This is a genomic window from Musicola keenii (genome assembly GCF_014855505.1).
Classification (GTDB): domain Bacteria; phylum Pseudomonadota; class Gammaproteobacteria; order Enterobacterales; family Enterobacteriaceae; genus Musicola; species Musicola paradisiaca.
Window position 1 is genome coordinate 265,349 of the sequence record NZ_JAAWVW010000005.1, and the last position, 16,943, is coordinate 282,291.

Sequence of the window (16,943 nt, forward strand, 5' to 3'; positions counted from 1 at the left end):
TATGGCAATGCAATCTCAAGATATTATCCGTCGCTCCGCGACCAATTCATTGACACCGCCGCCACAGGCCCGTAATCACAAAGAGCAGGTGGCTAAGCTTATTGACGTCACCACCTGCATCGGCTGCAAGGCTTGTCAGGTGGCCTGTTCCGAATGGAACGATATCCGTGATGATGTCGGGCATAACATCGGGGTGTACGACAACCCTACCGATCTCAGCGCCAAATCCTGGACGGTGATGCGTTTCTCTGAAGTTGAAGAGAACGGCAAGCTGGAATGGTTGATCCGTAAAGATGGCTGTATGCATTGCGCTGACCCTGGCTGCCTGAAGGCGTGTCCGGCGGAAGGGGCGATCATTCAGTATGCCAACGGTATTGTTGATTTTCAGTCGGAACACTGCATTGGTTGCGGTTACTGCATCGCGGGGTGTCCGTTCAATGTGCCGCGCATGAACAAGGACGACAACAAGGTGTACAAGTGCACTCTGTGCGTTGACCGTGTGGAGGTTGGTCAGGAGCCCTCTTGCGTGAAGACCTGCCCAACCGGCGCGATCCATTTCGGTACCAAAGACGAGATGAAAGTGCTGGCGAGCGAGCGGGTGAAAGACCTGAACAGCCGTGGTTACAACAATGCCGGCTTGTATGATCCCGCGGGTGTCGGTGGGACACATGTGATGTATGTCTTACATCATGCCGATCGTCCCCAGCTCTATCATGGTCTGCCGGATAACCCGAGCATCAGCCCAGCGGTGACTTTCTGGAAAGGCGTTTGGAAGCCGATGGCTGCTATTGGTTTTGCCGCCACCTTCGCTGCCAGCGTATTCCACTATGTTGGCATTGGTCCGAACCGCGTAGAGGAAGAGGACGAAGAGCACCACGAGGACAAGCAGCATGAAAAAGAATAATCGTATTCAGCGTTATAGTGCGCCAGAGCGCATCAACCACTGGATTGTCGCGTTCTGTTTTGTGTTCGCTGCACTCAGTGGATTAGGGTTCTTTTTCCCGTCGTTTAACTGGCTGATGAATGTATTGGGTACGCCGCAACTGGCGCGTGTTCTGCACCCGTTTGTCGGCGTGGTGATGTTTGTGGCGTTTCTGCTGATGTTTTTCCGTTACTGGAAACACAACCTGATCCAGCGTGATGACATCGAATGGGCCAAAAATATCCACAAGATCGCCCGCAATGAAGAAGTGGGCGACACCGGTCGCTACAACTTCGGCCAGAAATGCGTGTTCTGGCTGGCCATCATCAGTTTGCTGTTGCTGTTAGGCAGTGGGGTGGTGATCTGGCGGCCTTACTTTGCGCCAGCGTTCTCGATCCCGGTAATCCGGGCGGCGCTGGTGGTGCATTCCGTCGCTGCCGTCGGGCTGATCTTGGTCATCATGGTGCACATCTACGCGGCGCTGTGGGTTAAAGGCACCATTACCGCGATGGTGGAAGGCTGGGTGTCAACGTCCTGGGCGAAGAAACACCATCCGCGCTGGTACCGTGAACTGCAATCCAAAGGTCAGGAAAAGCAGCCCTGACGATACGCGGTGCGACATTGGCATCATCACAAGGGGAAGCGTAGGCTTCCCCTCTGATGTTTTATGGCGTACATCCTTACGCTGCCCTGCACATCTCTTCTCCATACGTCGGTAGCCAGCGCAGTGAGAATCTGCGCGTTTGGCGCGCCATTCAGCCGGCTTGAGCCGCTGCCCGGCCACAGCGGGAAACACCATGCGAGCGTGTTGCCCTGCAACTCGAATAGTTAAGGCATCGCTACGCAGTCATGGTCACAATTTTGCGGATGATGCGCCGCGCTGCTCGTCTTGTCGCTCACCCGCGCGGCAAATGAGGAAAATCACTGCTGTCAGCAGGGAATAACCTGTTAACATTGGCGGCCTCAGAGCCTATCCCTTCAGGTTGTTGCGGCGCTAAAATTTTGGCGCATTGTTTATACCCTGTTTGGGGTGCGCGGGGCGGGATAGGCCTTTAATTTGCGCGATCGCCGGCGGTGGTCGTTTCGTCACCATACCGTGATGGTTACAGCCGACACGCGGTGTGCTTTTCAATATCGACAACGGGAAATATCACCTGATGAGTATTCGTATCGTGCCGCAGGATCAACTGGCAGGCCAGAATGATAAATCTTCCACTCTCGGCGCAATCCCGCCACTGCTGTTTGCGAATCTGAAAAGCCTGTACAGCAACCGAGCCGAACGTCTGCGCCAACTGGCGGAGAATCATCCGCTGGAGGATTACCTTGATTTCGCCGCTACGGTGGTCGAGGCGCAGCAAAAAGTTCTGCACGATCACCCCCTGCAACAGGATCTTACCTTTTTGCTGGAAAACAATGGTGAACGTCCGCCGCTGGACGTCAGCGTCTTCCCGCGCGATCCGCACTGGCAGACGTTGCTGCGGGCATTGGTTGAGGAACTGAAACCGGGTGCCGACGGCCAGGTGCTGTCCACGCTGGAGAATCTGGAAAAAATGTCGGCGCAGGAGTGGGAGACGCTGGCGAGCGCGCTGCTGAACCAGCAATTCAGTGAGGAAGACAACGACAAAGCGCCATTCGTCTGGGCGGCGTTGTCGCTGTACTGGGCGCAAATGGCGACCGGCCTGCCGGGCAAGGCGCGCGCGGAGTTGGGCGAACATCGGCAGTTCTGCCCGGTGTGCGGCAGCATACCGGTTTCCGGCGTGGTTCAGCTCGGTACTACCAGCGGTTTGCGTTATCTGCACTGCAATTTGTGTGAGACCGAATGGCATATGGTTCGGGTGAAATGCAGTAACTGCGAGCAGGCCGGTAAGCTGAATTATTGGTCGTTGGATGACGAAAATTCAGCCATCAAGACCGAGAGTTGTGATGACTGCGGCACCTATCTAAAGCTGTTGTATCAGGAGAAAGATCATCGGGTGGAAGCCGTCGCCGACGATCTGGCGTCACTGGTGCTGGATATCAAGATGGAAGAAGAGGGTTTTGCCCGCAGTAGTATCAATCCGTTTCTGTTCCCGAATAGCAATATTTAAGGCGCTATGGCGTCTCCGTGTTGATGGAGACGCCGGCATGATACCCGCCGTTCAGTTGGCGACGTGCAGTGATCGCCACCAACAGAAGGTGGCCAGCAAATAACACGTCAGGATCACTACCCCCATCGATAGCGCACTGGTCCCGCCACTGAGTCCGGTAAGTGGTACGCTCAGCGCGCCGAGGGCGAACATGCTAAGCCCCAACAGTGCCGATGCGCTGCCTGCTTTGCCGCCCTGGCTCTGCATTGCCAGCGCAGATGCGCAGGGGCCGATAAAACCAATCATCGATACCGCCAGGAACAGCGGTAGCAGAATCCCTATCAACGGCGCGTGCAGATAACCGGCCAGCGCCAGCACCAGCGATGCGACGATGGCGATCCCCAATCCCAGACGCAGTACGCCGTTTTCCCCCCAACGACGACACAGCCGCTCGGCGAGCTGCCCGGCAATAATCAAGCCAACGCTGTTGACGGCGAAACACAGGCTGAACGCTTGCGGGCTGAGCCCATAAATCTCCTGGAGTACAAACGGCGATCCTCCGATATAGGCAAACATTCCTGCACCCGAAAACCCCTGCGTAAGGCACAGACCCATAAACTGGCGCGCCTGCAGCAGGCTGCCGAGCGACGCCAGCATGGCGCCGATGCCGCCGTCGATACGGCGTTTGGCCGGTAATGTTTCCGGCAGCCGCAGTGCGCTCATGAGTAACAGCAGGATGGCGATAAGCGTCAGCGTAACGAAAATTCCGCGCCAGTTGGTGAGCGTCATCAACGCACCGCCCAGTACCGGCGAAAGAATAGGGGCCAGTCCGTTAACCAGCATCAGCAGTGTAAAGAACCGGGTGAGTTCGTGTCCGGCATACAGATCGCGCGCGACGGCACGCGACAGTACCGCACCGCCCGCACCGGCAATTCCCTGTAACAGGCGAGCAATAATCAACTGGCCGATATCCGATGCCAGCGCACACCAAGCGGAAGTGAGCAGCAACATGATCAATGACCATAGCAATGGCCCGCGCCGTCCGCGTTTGTCGCTAAGCGGGCCGAAAATCAGTTGGCCGAAGCCCAGGCCCAGCAAGCCTGCGGTCAGGCTGAACTGCGCGGTGGCGGTAGATGTGGACAGCTCGCTGGCCAGTTGCGGCAGTGCGGGCAGATAAAGATCGGTACAAAGTGGCCCCAATGCCGCCAGCGAGCCGAGGATCAGCGCGTAACCGAACCTGGAGTGATTGGACGTGGATTTACTCATGGTGGTCCTGTGGAAAGGTGAGATTAATCAAATTTTCGTATAACGGTTGCAGCACGTCGGCGGCATAGTAGGCCGGCAGCAGGCTGCGCCAGGCGGTGCCTTCACCCAGCACCGCCATCAGTTCGACCCGGGCTGCGATCTCCGGGTCGCTGAAATGGGGATAGCGCAGCTTCACCAATGAGCAGGCTTGCTGAAACAGCCGCCGATCCGCGTCATGCAAAATAGCGGCGACTCGTGGATTGCGCGTCGCTTCAGCGGCGACCTCCAGCATCAATGCGTGGTCGTCGCTCCAGCTGGGGTCATTGTCCGGCAGTTCGCGCCGCGCCAGTCTGGGGGCGAAGAGCAATGGATCCTCCTTGCCCGGCGACATGTGTTTCAATCGGCATTCCACGATGCGGCGCACGATCTCTTCGATGATGTCGTCCTTGTTGATGAAATAGCGATAGATTTGCCCGACGCTGAGCCGGGCCTGAGCGGCGATTTCCGCCATGCTGGCGCCATGGAATCCGGCGTGACGGAAACAGTAGCGGGCAGCGGCAATGATCTGATCCCGCCGGGCCAGCGTTTTGTCGTCTGTACGTGGTAATGACACGGTATGCTCCAGTAAGTCCGGATAACGTTGCTTACGTTACCCTTGCAAAGGTCATAAGAAGATTGACGTAATTTTTTTTATATTGAGAATGAACGTTCATTCTCAATTTTAGGGACGGCTTGATGCGAAGTAAAATGTTAATTGTGACAACCAGTGTCGTGCTGATGGCATGGAATTTGGCCGGTTGTGAGCAGAAAAATGAATCCCCAGAGAGGGCTGCGCCGGTGAAGGTAACGGTACAAACGCTGAAAAGCGCCCCTGTCACCTTGCACAGTGAATTGACCGGGCGCGTGACTGCGGCGCAGGTGTCCGAGGTGCGGCCGCAGGTAGACGGCATTATCCTCCAGCGGCTATTTACCGAAGGCAGCGAGGTGAAAGCCGGGCAGGTGCTGTACCAGATTGATCCGGCCAGTTATCAGGCCGCTCAGGATCAGGCTGCCGCTGCGCTGAAAAATGCCCAGGCCACGGTGCGCTCGGCGAAGCTGAAGGCAGAACGCTATGCGCGCCTGTTGAAAGAAGAAGGCGTCTCGCAGCAGGATGCCGACGATGCGCAGGCCACTTACGAAGAGAGTGTGGCTAATGTCGCGGAAAAGGCGGCGGCACTGAAAACGGCGCAGATTAATCTGGCTTATACCCGAATCACCGCGCCGATTGCCGGGCGCATCGGCATCTCCTCCGTCACGTCGGGCGCGCTGGTCACGGCCAGTCAGAGCACCGCACTGGCGACTATCCGTCAATTGGATCCTATTTACGTCGACCTCACCCAGTCCAGCCGCCAGCGGTTGGCGTTGTTGTCCAGCCAGCGGCAGCCCCAGACTCAGGCCGTGTTGACGCTGGAAAATGGCCAGCGTTACGCGCAGTCCGGCACCGTGAAGCTGGCGGAAGTCGCCGTGGATGAAGCCACCGGCAGTGTCATATTGCGGGCGGAGTTCGCCAACCCGGCCCATACGCTGTTGCCGGGCATGTTCGTCCGGGCATCGGTTGCTACGGCGACGTTGCCGGATGCCATTCTGGCGCCTCAGCAAGGGATTATCCGTGATGCCAAAGGCCGGGCGACCGCCTGGGTGGTGAACGATAAACAGCAGGTGGAACTGCGGCAGGTGGAAACCGGCGAGGCGATCGGTGACAACTGGCTGATTACTCAGGGATTGCACACTGGCGAGCGCATCATCACGGAAGGTACCGACAAAGTGCATAACGGGGAGACGGTAACGGCGGTTGAAGGTAAGACACCCTCCGACGCGGTATCTCAACGCGGCACGGAGGCGCAGTAACTATGTTCTCCCGCTTTTTCATTTATCGCCCGGTTTTCGCCTGGGTGATCGCCATCGTCATTATGCTGGCCGGCGCATTGTCCATCGAGTCGCTGCCGGTGGCGCAGTACCCGGATGTGGCGCCGCCGTCGGTATCCATCAAGACCAGCTATCCCGGTGCATCGGCGGAAACGTTGGAAAACAGCGTCACTCAGGTGATTGAACAGCAACTGACCGGGCTGGACGGGTTGCTCTATTTTTCGTCGACCAGCGACTCCAGCGGCGATGTCAGAATCACTGTAACCTTCGCCCAGGGAACCGACCCGGATACCGCGCAGGTACAGGTGCAGAACAAAGTGCAGCAGGCCACCAGCCGCCTGCCGACCGAAGTGCAGCAGCAGGGGTTGACGGTCACGAAGTCGCAAAGCAACTTTCTGTTGATCGCCGCGCTGTATGATGTCACCGATAACAGCAGCGCCGCCGATATCGCCGACTATCTGGTCAGCAATATGCAGGATGCCCTGTCGCGCGTGGCGGGGGTCGGTAGCGTACAGGTGTTCGGTTCCCAGTACGCCATGCGTATTTGGTTGGATCCGGCCAAACTGGCGTCCTACAGCCTGATGCCGTCGGATATCTCCTCGGCGATTGAAGCGCAGAACACCCAGGTATCCGCCGGCAAGATCGGCGGGAAACCGGCTTCCGCCAATCAGCAATTGACGGCCACGGTCACGGCACAGTCCCGGCTGAAAACCCCGGAAGAGTTTCGCAAGATCATCATCAAAAGCGAAACCAGCGGGGCGTTGGTTCGGCTGGAGGATGTCGCCCGGGTGGAGATCGGTAATGAAGATTACTCCATGTCCACCCGGTTGAATGGGCACCCCGGCGCGGGGATTGCGGTCATGCTGTCGCCGGGAGCGAATGCGTTGTCCACCGCCGAGCGCGTCAAGGCTAAAGTGGCGGAGTTCGAACCGCAGATGCCGCAAGGCTATAAAGTGGCCTACCCGAAAGACAGTACCGACTTCATCAAGATTTCAGTCGAAGAAGTCGTGAAGACGCTGTTCGAGGCCATCCTGCTGGTGGTGCTGGTGATGTTCCTGTTCCTGCAAAACCTGCGTGCAACGTTGATCCCGGCCGTCGCGGTGCCGGTGGTGTTGCTGGGAACCTTCGGTGTGCTGGCGGTCTTCGGTTATTCCATCAACACCCTCACGCTATTCGGCATGGTCTTGGCCATCGGTTTGCTGGTGGATGACGCCATTGTGGTGGTGGAAAACGTCGAGCGTCTGATGCGGGAAGAACGGATGGCGCCGGCCGCCGCTACCGAAAAATCGATGCGCGAGATCGGCAGCGCGCTGGTCGGCGTCGCCATGGTGCTGAGCGCCGTCTTTCTGCCGATGGCGTTTTTCGGCGGTTCCACCGGTGTAATTTACCGCCAGTTCTCCATCACCATCGTGTCCTCCATGCTGCTGTCGGTACTGGTGGCGTTAACGCTGACGCCGGCATTGTGTGCATCGTTGCTGAAACCGACGGCGCATGCGTCGACCGGCAACGGTTTTTTCGCCCGCTTCAACCGGGGGTATAACGCGCTGCAAACCCGTTATGTCGGGCGGGTGGCGCAGGTGCTGACCCGCTCCTGGCGCTATCTGGCGTTGTACGGGCTGGTTGTGGCGGTGATGGGGGTACTGTTCGTGCGGTTGCCGGGCGGTTTTCTGCCTAACGAGGATCAAGGCGACGTGATGGTGCAGTTCACGCTGCCGGCCGGCGCGACCGATGCGCGCACCCAAGCAGTGGGAAAGACCATCGAGAACTATTTCCTCACCCAGGAAAAAGACAATGTGGAGGCGATCTTCGTGATCTCCGGGTTTAACTTCAGCGGCAGTGGCCAGAATGCCGGTATGGCGTTCGTCGCACTAAAAAACTGGAGCCAGCGCTCAGGCGAACAAAACAGCGCTGAAACGATCGCCCGCCGGGCGATGGGGGCGCTTGCCAGCATCCGTGATGCGCAGGTCTTTACCATGTCGCCGCCGGCGGTGCAGGGGATGGGGCAATCGAACGGTTTTACCTTCGAATTGCAGGCGACCGGCAGTACCGACCGCAGCCGGTTGTTGGCGCTGCGTGACCAGTTACTGGCCGCGGCGGCGAAGAACCCGCGGTTGTCGGCGGTGCGCCCCAACGATCTGGCGGAGATGCCGCAGTTACAGGTGGATATCGATTACGCCAAAGCCAGCGCGCTGGGGCTGTCAGTCAGTGATGTCACCAGTACGTTGAGTAGCGCCTGGGGCAGTACCTACGTCAACGATTTTATCGATCGTGGACGGGTAAAAAAGGTTTATATTCAGGGGGATGCATCTTCCCGCAGCAAACCGGCCGATCTCGATAAATGGTTTGTGCGCGGTACCGACAGCAGCGGTGACAGCGTCATGACGCCATTCTCCGCGTTTGCCTCCACGCGCTGGAGCTTCGGCCCGGAGAGCTTGTCGCGTTACAACGGGCTGGCGGCCTATGAGATTCAGGGCGCGGCCGCCTCGGGCGTCAGCTCAGGCGAAGCGATGGACGAGATGGAGTCACTGGCGCGCTCGTTGCCGTCCGGCACCACCTTCTCGTGGAGCGAACTGTCGTATCAGGAACGGTTGGCCAGCGGGCAGTCGGTATCGTTGTACGCCATTTCCATTCTGGTGGTGTTCCTGTGTCTGGCGGCGTTGTATGAAAGCTGGAGCGTCCCCTTCTCGGTGATGATGGTGATCCCGCTCGGCGTGGTGGGCGCGGTGTTGGCGGCGACCCTGCGCGGGCTGGAAAACGATGTCTATTTCCAGGTGGCATTGTTGACCACCATCGGGCTATCGGCCAAAAACGCCATCCTGATCGTTGAGTTCGCCGAAGCGGCCTACCGGCGCGGCGCCACGCTGTATGAAGCGGCGTTGGAGGGGGCGCGCACCCGGTTGCGTCCGGTGCTGATGACCTCGCTGGCGTTTATCGCCGGTGTGCTGCCGCTGGCGGTGGCGACCGGGGCGGGCGCCAACAGCCGTATCTCCATCGGCAGCGGTATTGTCGGTGGGACGCTGACGGCGACGATACTGGCGATCTTCCTGGTGCCGTTGTTCTTTGTTCTGGTGCAGCGGGTCTTTTCCGGTCGTAAACACGAGTCCCGGCAGTTACCGGTCGACCCTTCACAGGGAGAAGTCTAATGCGCGTTATCACAGGCATCGTCACCGGCGTTATGTTGTTGTCCGGTTGTACGCTCGATCCACACTATCAACGGCCATCCGCGCCGGTGCCTGAACACTGGCCGCAGGGCGCGGCCTATCAAACCGCTTCGCCCACCGAGCGCGCCGCAGACGACATTCCGTGGCGCGAGGTGATGGTGGATGCGCGTCTGCGCCAGGTGGTCGATATGGCGCTGTCGGATAACCGCAGCCTGCGCAAAGCGATCGCCGATATGGAGGCGGCGCGTGCCCTGTATGGTGAACAGCGTGCTGATCAGGTGCCGTCGCTCAATGCCACGCTCGACGGTACGCGCAGCCGTACGCTTAATAGCAGCGGCAGCGGGACATCGCTCAGCCAAAGTTATAGTGCGGGGCTGTCCGTCAGTTCCTTCTCGCTGGATCTGTTCGGTAAAAACCGCAGCCTGACCGGTGCAGCGCTGGAGACTTACCTTGCCAGCGCGGAAACCGCCACCAGTACCCGGTTGACGCTGATTGCCGACAGCGCCACCGCTTGGGTGACGTTGGCGACTGCCCGCAGCGATCTGGCGCTGGCGCGGCAGACGATGGCGAGCGCCGGGCAGTCGCTGGCGGTAACGCACAGCCGGCAGCGCAACGGCGTGGCGTCGGCGGTGGATGTGGCGCAGGCGGAAACCCTCTATCAACAGGCGCGGGCGGATGTCGCCAGCGCGTTGACCACCGAAGCGCAAAGCCGGAACGCGCTGGATCTGCTGGCGGGCCGTCCGGTGCCGGAGGTATTGCTGCCGGACTCGTTGGAAAGCGTGACCGGGGCGGTCGCGCCGGTAGCGGCGGGGATCTCCTCCACGGTGTTGTTGCGCCGTCCTGATGTGCAGGCGGCGGAACATACCCTGAAATCCGCCAACGCCAATATCGGCGCGGCGCGGGCGGCCTTTTTCCCCAGCATCACCCTCACTGCCAGTAATGGCATCGGCAGCAGCGAGCTGTCATCGCTGTTCCGTCATGGTTCTCGGGTCTGGTCGGTTGCTCCCAACGTGAGCCTGCCGATTTTCGATGGTGGTGCCAATCTGGCGGCGCTGCGTTATGCCGAGGCGGAGAAAAAAGGCGATATCGCCAGCTATGAGAAAGCGGTGCAAACCGCATTTAGCGACGTGGCCGATGCGCTGGCCCGCAAAGGAACCCTTGCTGAGCAGCAATCGGCGCAGCAGGATTATGTGTCGGCGGCGCAACGCAGCTATCAGTTGGCCAGCAGCCGTTATCGTGAAGGCGTGGACACCTATCTGAATGTACTGGATGCGCAACGCACGCTGTACAGCGCCCGTCAGTCGCTGATTTCGCTGGAGCAAGCGCGGCTGAACAACCTGATTACCCTGTATAACGCATTAGGCGGCGGGGTGAACTAGACGATGACAAGGCAGCAAGCAACCTCGTGACATGACTTGGGCCAGTGGCGTGGTGTGAGCAATGCAGGCGCCCGGAAGGGCGCCTTTTCCCGGACGTCGCGGTTTGGCTCGACAGATCAACCGACACGTTGCCCAGCATGAGAGCCCCTTATCCCGGCAATATCCTCACTGTGCGAGACTGACGCATGGCGGCAGGAATAGCCTGTCAGCGCGGTGTTCGTCGGTTGTTGACGGCATGCGTGCGAATGTCATGTCTACGGAAAACCCTGGGCAACCAGAGTCACCAAGACAGAAAAATGTCGATGTGTTCAGCGTGAATAAAAAAACCACAAGATACTGACAACACCGTTGCTTCGTTCAGCTAACCGCCGGACTGAATCGTTATTCAGTAATTAAGTCTTTGGTGGATTGGCGGTGTTGCGGTACGACAAGGCTTCTATGAGCCTTGTCTGAGAAACTAATGCATGGTGTGGTTTCAATTCGTTTTAACATCAACGCCTTACGATACCAATGGATGGTCAACTGAGCCCAAACGTTTTGCGTAAACTGGCATCGACCGGCCCGGCAGGCATAAAGCGGCGCAGTTTACGTAACAGAGACGCCTGTCCTGCCGGTGTGCGGCGCATCTGCCACGGCCCTAGTGCAGCATCGACAATCGAGGCAGCCACCCCTTCAGGTTCAGGGGCGGTATTGACGCTGTTGACGATGGCGTGTGATGCCAGCGCCCGCTCGCGATCGTAGCTGTCGAGTTTGGCGCGGGTCTGCGGCGCATTGATATCCAGATGGGTGCGGGTGAAGGACGGTTCCACCAGCGTGACGCGGATACCAAACTGGCGGACTTCGTGATCCAGGCTTTCTGTGAGCCCTTCCACCGCGCGCTTGGAGGCTGAATACAGCCCCATGTACGGCGCCGGGAGGAAACCGAGCACCGAACTGACATTGACGATCCGCCCGCTACCCTGCGCGCGCATGAGCGGCAGCACCGCCTGTACCGTGCGCAAGATACTGAACACGTTGGTCTCGAACAGCGCGGCGGCTTCCGCCGTCGAGGTCTCTTCCACCGCACCGACTAAGCTCGTGCCTGCGTTATTGACAAGCACATCAATACGTTGAGTGCGCTCAATGATTGACTGAAAGCCGCGTTGTACCGCGTCGTCATCACGTACATCCATTTCGATCAGTTCCACACCGGGCAAGGCGTTCGCGGTGTTGATGTTGCGCACGGTGCCGAAGACTACACAGCCCTGGCTGGCAAATTTCTGTGCGACGGCACGCCCTATGCCTGACGAAACGCCAGTAACCACCACAACCTTTTGTTCTGACATAGTAAGCCCTCTCAAATTAGACAATTAATGGTCAGTGGACAGATCACGCAGGGCGAACCGCCTTGATCTTGAACCAGATGGAATACATGGCCGGTAAGAACACCAGTGTCAGGATTGTCCCGGCCAACGTGCCGCCAATCAGGGTGTAGGCCAGTGTTCCCCAGAACACCGAATGGGTGAGCGGGATGAACGCCAGAACCGCTGCCAGCGCCGTCAGCAGCACCGGTCGGGCTCGCTGTACGGTGGCTTCGACAACCGCACGGAACGGATCCAGCCCCTCCTGTTCGTTGTGGTGGATCTGCCCAATCAATATCAGCGTGTTACGCATCAGGATCCCTGATAGCGCGATAAGCCCAACCAGCGCATTGATACCGAAGGGTTGCTGGAACAGCAGCAGGGTTGGCACCACGCCGATCAAACCCAGCGGACTGGTCAGGAACACCATCACCATCGCCGCAATCGAGCGCACCTGCAGAATAATGATGAGCAGCGTGAGGGCGATCATGATCGGGAACAGCGGCAGCATGGCTTGGGTCGCCTTGGCGGATTCCTCGATCGAGCCGGCCAGTTCGATCCGGTAGCCTGCCGGCAGACGCGCGATAATGGGTTGCAACTGCGTCATGATGGCGGTGGAAACATCCGGCGGTTGCAGCCCTTCGGCGATGTCGCCGCGCACCGTGATGGTCGGCGTGCGGTCACGACGGCGCAGGATCGGGTCTTCCATGCGTACATCGACCGACCCCACCTGAGACAACGGGATGCGCTGTCCGGCGGAACCGACCAAGGTAAAGTCGGCGATCCGGGCAGGATCAAGGCGGATATCACCCGCCGCGCGGCCGACCACCTGCACCGAACGAATGTCTTCGCGTACCTCGGTAATCGGTACTCCGCTCAGCAGGAATTGCAGTTGCAAGGACACTGAGTTGGTGGTTAACCCTACCGCCTGGAGACGGTCCTGGTTGAGCGTGAAGTGTAAGGTTGGAACACGCGGCCCCCAATCCGTATTGACGGTGCGCATCATCGGGCTGGCGCGCATCACTGTCTCGACGTCATCGGCGATGGCGCGCAGTTTGTCCGGATCCGGCCCCATGACGCGATAGGCGACGGGGAACGGCGACGGTGGGCCAAACACGATCTGAGTGACACGCACCTGCGCCTCCGGTGCTAAGCCGCCGGCGATCGCCTCGCGCAACCTGAACTTGAGGGCTTCGCGCTCTTTGTCGTTACCTGCCAGCACCACGATTTTAGCGAACGAGGGATCGGGCAATTCAGGCGACATGGCGAGGAAGAAACGCGGCGCGCCTTGACCGATGTAGGACGTCACAATGCGCGCTTCTTGCTGCTGCGCCAGCCAGGCTTCGACTTTCGCGGTGGCGGCGCTGGTTTGCTCAATCGAGGTGCCATACGGCATCTGCACTTCTACCAGCACTTCTGGTCGGTCGGACGTCGGGAAGAACTGTTTCTTGACGGCACCCATACCCAGCACCGATACCACGAACAGCGTGATAACCGTGCCGACGACGAGCCACTTGCGGGCAATAACCAGCCCCAGCACCTGCCGAAAGCGGTTGTAATGACGGGTGTTGTAGATGGCGTCGTGTCCGCCCTCGACCTGCTTAATATCCGGCAACAGCTTCACCCCCAGATAAGGGGTGAACGCCACCGCCACCACCCAGGACGCGATCAGCGCGATGCCGACGATCCAGAACATATTGCTGGTGTATTCACCGGCGGTGGAGCGGGCGAACCCGTTCGGCATAAAGCCGATGGCCGTTACCAGCGTACCGGAAAGCATCGGGGCTGCCGTATGGCTCCAGGCATAGGCCGACGCTTTGATGCGGCTATACCCTTCTTCCATTTTCACCACCATCATTTCGATGGCGATGATGGCGTCATCCACCAGCAAGCCCAACGCCAGAATCAGCGAACCCAGCGTGATGCGGTCAAAGTTTTTGCCCGTGGCGGCCATGATGACGAACACCGCCGCCAGCGTCAGCGGCACTGCCGCGGCGACCACGATACCAACGCGCCAGCCCATGCTGATAAAACACACCACCATCACGACCAGCAACGCGACGAAGAATTTGACCATGAACTCGTCGACCGCCGAACTGATGTTGACGGCCTGGTCAGTCACCTTGCTCAAGGTCATGCCCAGGGGAAGCTCGGCGTTGATACGGGTGACTTCCGTTTCAAGCGCCTGGCCGAGTTTCAGCCCGTTCCAGTCGTCGCGCATCACGACGCCCAGCAACAGCGCCGGTTCACCGTTGCTGCGAACCATGAAGGTCGAGGGGTCTTCATAACCGCGCTCGACGGTGGCCACATCCGCTAACTTCAGCGTCCGTCCCTGCGCCACGACAGGGGTCTGGCGAATTTTCTCCAGGTTATCGAACGCGCCGTCGACGCGCACAAATACCTGCGGCCCTTTGGTTTCGATGGAACCGGCCGGGGTCAGTACGTTCTGGTTATTGAGCGCAGCGAAGATATCCTGCGGCGTGACACCCAGCGTCGCCAGGCGGTCGTGGGAGAATGAAACGAAAATACGTTCGGGCTGCTCGCCGATGATATTGACCTTCTTCACTCCGGGAACGTGCAGCAGTTGCTGGCGCAAGGCTTCCGCATCCCGCACCAGCAACCGCTGCGGTTCGCCTTTGGCTTTGAGCGCAAACAGTGCGAACGTCACGTCGGCATATTCGTCGTTGATGAGGGGGCCGACGACGCCGGCAGGCAAATTTTTGGCTTCATCCCCCATCTTCTTACGCGCCTGATAAAACTCTTCCTGAATCTCCGAAGGCGGTGCGCTGTCTTTCAGGGAAAGCATGGTGATAGCCAAACCGGGACGAGTGTAGGTTTCCGCGCGGTCATACCAGCGCAGCTCCTGCAGGCGTTTTTCCAGCGGTTCGGCGACCTGGTCCTGCATCTCCTGCGCCGTGGCTCCCGGCCAGGCGGTGATGATCGTCATCTGCTTGATGGTAAACGGTGGATCTTCCGCGCGTCCAAGCTGAAAAAACGCGAGGATACCGGCGACGGAGATCAAGAAGATCAGAAACAGCGTAATGGCACGTTCGCGTACCGCGAGCGCCGACAGATTGAAATGGCCTTCACTCATGGGCGACCTCCCGCAGTAGCTGTCGTGGCGGCAACCTCAGCGATCCGCACCGCTTCGCCTTCGTGCAGCAGGTGCGCGCCGAGTGCGACGATCTGTTCGCCTTGTTGTATCTGGCCGGTGATGCGTGCGGTGTCGTCGCTCATCGTCTGAATGACGACCGGGCGCCAGGCTACCGTCGCCGGTTCGCCGTGGATCACCCACACGCCCGGCCCCTTGCCGGCGTCAAACAGGGCGGCCAGCGGCACTTGCAGGCTTTTCTGCGTCGCGAATTGCGGGTCGGGGATGCGGATCATCACCGTGGTTCCCAGCGGAGCGTCGGCTTGCTCGCCTTGCAGTACATAGCGTGCTTCGAATGTGCGCGTCAGCTTATCCGCCGTGTTGGAGAGTTGTCGCAGGGTGGCCGGGGTGCCGGCGCCTGATTGACCAAAGCGCGTTGCCAGCCCGGTTGAACCGAGCGCGGGACGCAGCGTTTCCGGTAACTGGATAATCGCTTCGCGCTGCCCGGCCTGCGCCAGACGAACGACGGTTTGCCCGGCGCTGACCACCTGGCCCGGTTCGGCCAGCGTATCCATCACGATGCCGTCACTGTCAGCGACAAGTACCGCATAGCGGTTAGCGTTTCGGGCCACATCAGCCTGAGCCTGAGCGGCGCTGAGCTGGGCTTTGGCCGCGTCTGCCGCGGCTTTCACCTGGTCGTAAGCGGATGACGATATTGCGCCGGTTCCACGCAGGTCACGGTAGCGGGCTTCATCTTCGGCAGTTTGTAGCGCTCGGGCACGGGCAGCGACGACGGCTTCCTGCTGTGCACGAGCGGTGAGCTCCAGATCGGCAGGGTCAAGGCGCATCAGCGGTTGACCGCGTTTAACGGCTTGCCCGGTATCGACCAGCCGTTCCAGCACTTTGCCGGAGACCCGGAACCCTAAATCACTCTCTATTCTGGCGGCGACCGTTCCGGTAAATGTCCGTGATGCAACCTCTGAACCCTGTAGCGTTACTGAACGTACCAGTGGCGCCTGCGTTCGCGGGTCGGAGGGTGTTTTTTCGCCGCAGGCGGCCAGGGCAAGCGGCAATGCGCAGATGATTGCAAATGAAAGGAGGCGGCGACGAGCCATAGTGTAGAGTCCCCTTGACGGATTAATCAGGTGACTCATCTTTAATCATGTGACCAATTTAGTCAATAGTCACAAAACATAATCCCCCTTGAACTATGGCGATAAGCTACGCAGTATCAGGCTGGACAGTTGTGCCGGCGCCTTCTCGGCATAGTCGAAACTGTACTGCAATATCAGTGGGTTGAGATAAGGGCGCATGACGAGATAAATCGCTGCTGCTGTTTCATCCAGTGGTGTTTTCCGTTCAAAATCCCCGCTCTGTCGGCCTTCCAGCAAAATATCATGCAGCAGTGTCTGGATGCGTTCTTCATAGGCGATCGCCGACTGCCAGCGCTCGCTGGCGGAGGAGGCGGCAATTTCATACAGCTTTCTGTCCTGGAAGAACAAACGCAGGCTGGCTTCGACGGCGGCCTTAAACATTTGTCGCAATTTTTCCGGCGGCTGATCGGCTTCCTCAATGGCAGCACGCACTTCCGCTTCGATCTCTCGCAGGCAGTTGGCACAAATCATCTCACCGATGACCTGCTTGGATGAGAAGAACTTGTAAATGTAGGCCTTGGAAAAACCGATGGCTTTGGCGAGGTCGGAAACCGTCGTTTTTTCATAGCCATACAGTCTGAAGTGCTCAGTCGCAGCGCTCACTATCTGATCCCGTACATCATGATCAGCTGGGCCCCGGTTCGACACGGGATAAGCGTTTTCTTTACTCATGGTCTGCA

At 59.0% G+C, this 16,943-nt stretch carries 12 protein-coding genes; 6 read left to right on the forward strand and 6 right to left on the reverse strand.

Annotated elements, in window-relative coordinates:
- The first annotated feature begins 1 nt into the window (after position 1).
- From fdxH to fdhE, 3 genes are all read left to right on the forward strand, one after another.
- Positions 2–904: a formate dehydrogenase subunit beta gene (gene fdxH, locus HEP82_RS07645; protein WP_192457529.1), complete on the forward strand. Its 903-nt coding sequence runs from the start codon at positions 2–4 to the stop codon at positions 902–904.
- On the forward strand, positions 891–1,526 hold the full coding sequence (gene fdoI / locus HEP82_RS07650; RefSeq protein ID WP_192457530.1) for a formate dehydrogenase cytochrome b556 subunit: 636 nt from the start codon (positions 891–893) through the stop codon (positions 1,524–1,526). The genes fdxH and fdoI overlap by 14 nt, the downstream gene beginning before the upstream one ends.
- A 553-nt stretch (positions 1,527–2,079) precedes the next feature.
- Positions 2,080–3,009 carry a formate dehydrogenase accessory protein FdhE gene (fdhE, locus tag HEP82_RS07655; protein ID WP_192457531.1) on the forward strand — a complete coding sequence of 310 codons (930 nt, stop codon included), beginning with the start codon at positions 2,080–2,082 and terminating at the stop codon, positions 3,007–3,009.
- A 51-nt stretch (positions 3,010–3,060) separates the two neighbouring features.
- On the opposite strand, the gene HEP82_RS07660 is transcribed toward fdhE, so the two are convergent.
- A complete protein-coding gene (locus tag HEP82_RS07660) occupies positions 3,061–4,254 on the reverse strand; it encodes a multidrug effflux MFS transporter (protein ID WP_192457532.1) in 1,194 nt (397 codons plus the stop codon).
- On the reverse strand, positions 4,247–4,846 hold the full coding sequence (locus HEP82_RS07665) for a TetR/AcrR family transcriptional regulator (RefSeq protein WP_192457533.1): 600 nt from the start codon (positions 4,844–4,846) through the stop codon (positions 4,247–4,249). The genes HEP82_RS07660 and HEP82_RS07665 overlap by 8 nt, the downstream gene beginning before the upstream one ends.
- Before the next feature lie 122 nt (positions 4,847–4,968).
- On the opposite strand from HEP82_RS07665, the gene HEP82_RS07670 reads away from it, so the two are divergent.
- The 3 genes from HEP82_RS07670 to HEP82_RS07680 are packed head-to-tail and all read left to right on the forward strand — an operon-like array spanning position 4,969 to position 10,678.
- Complete coding sequence (locus HEP82_RS07670) at positions 4,969–6,120, forward strand: efflux RND transporter periplasmic adaptor subunit (RefSeq protein WP_192457534.1); 1,152 nt, start codon at positions 4,969–4,971, stop codon at positions 6,118–6,120.
- Positions 6,121–6,122: 2 nt separating this feature from the next.
- Entirely contained in the window at positions 6,123–9,281 is a 3,159-nt protein-coding gene (locus HEP82_RS07675; protein WP_192457535.1) for an efflux RND transporter permease subunit, read from the forward strand.
- Positions 9,281–10,678, forward strand: coding sequence for an efflux transporter outer membrane subunit (locus HEP82_RS07680; protein ID WP_192457536.1), 1,398 nt, complete (start codon positions 9,281–9,283; stop codon positions 10,676–10,678). Before HEP82_RS07675 ends, HEP82_RS07680 begins: the two co-directional genes overlap by 1 nt.
- Before the next feature lie 518 nt (positions 10,679–11,196).
- On the opposite strand, the gene HEP82_RS07685 is transcribed toward HEP82_RS07680, so the two are convergent.
- The 4 genes from HEP82_RS07685 to HEP82_RS07700 form a co-directional block, all read right to left on the reverse strand.
- Complete coding sequence (locus tag HEP82_RS07685; protein WP_192457537.1) at positions 11,197–12,003, reverse strand: oxidoreductase; 807 nt, start codon at positions 12,001–12,003, stop codon at positions 11,197–11,199.
- Between the two features lie 43 nt (positions 12,004–12,046).
- Positions 12,047–15,112 (reverse strand): efflux RND transporter permease subunit, encoded by a 3,066-nt coding sequence (locus HEP82_RS07690; RefSeq protein ID WP_192457538.1) that lies wholly within the window; start codon positions 15,110–15,112, stop codon positions 12,047–12,049.
- Positions 15,109–16,224, reverse strand: coding sequence for an efflux RND transporter periplasmic adaptor subunit (locus HEP82_RS07695; protein WP_192457539.1), 1,116 nt, complete (start codon positions 16,222–16,224; stop codon positions 15,109–15,111). The genes HEP82_RS07690 and HEP82_RS07695 overlap by 4 nt, the downstream gene beginning before the upstream one ends.
- Positions 16,225–16,317: 93 nt before the next feature.
- A complete protein-coding gene (locus HEP82_RS07700; protein ID WP_192457540.1) occupies positions 16,318–16,935 on the reverse strand; it encodes a TetR/AcrR family transcriptional regulator in 618 nt (205 codons plus the stop codon).
- Positions 16,936–16,943: the final 8 nt, after the last annotated feature.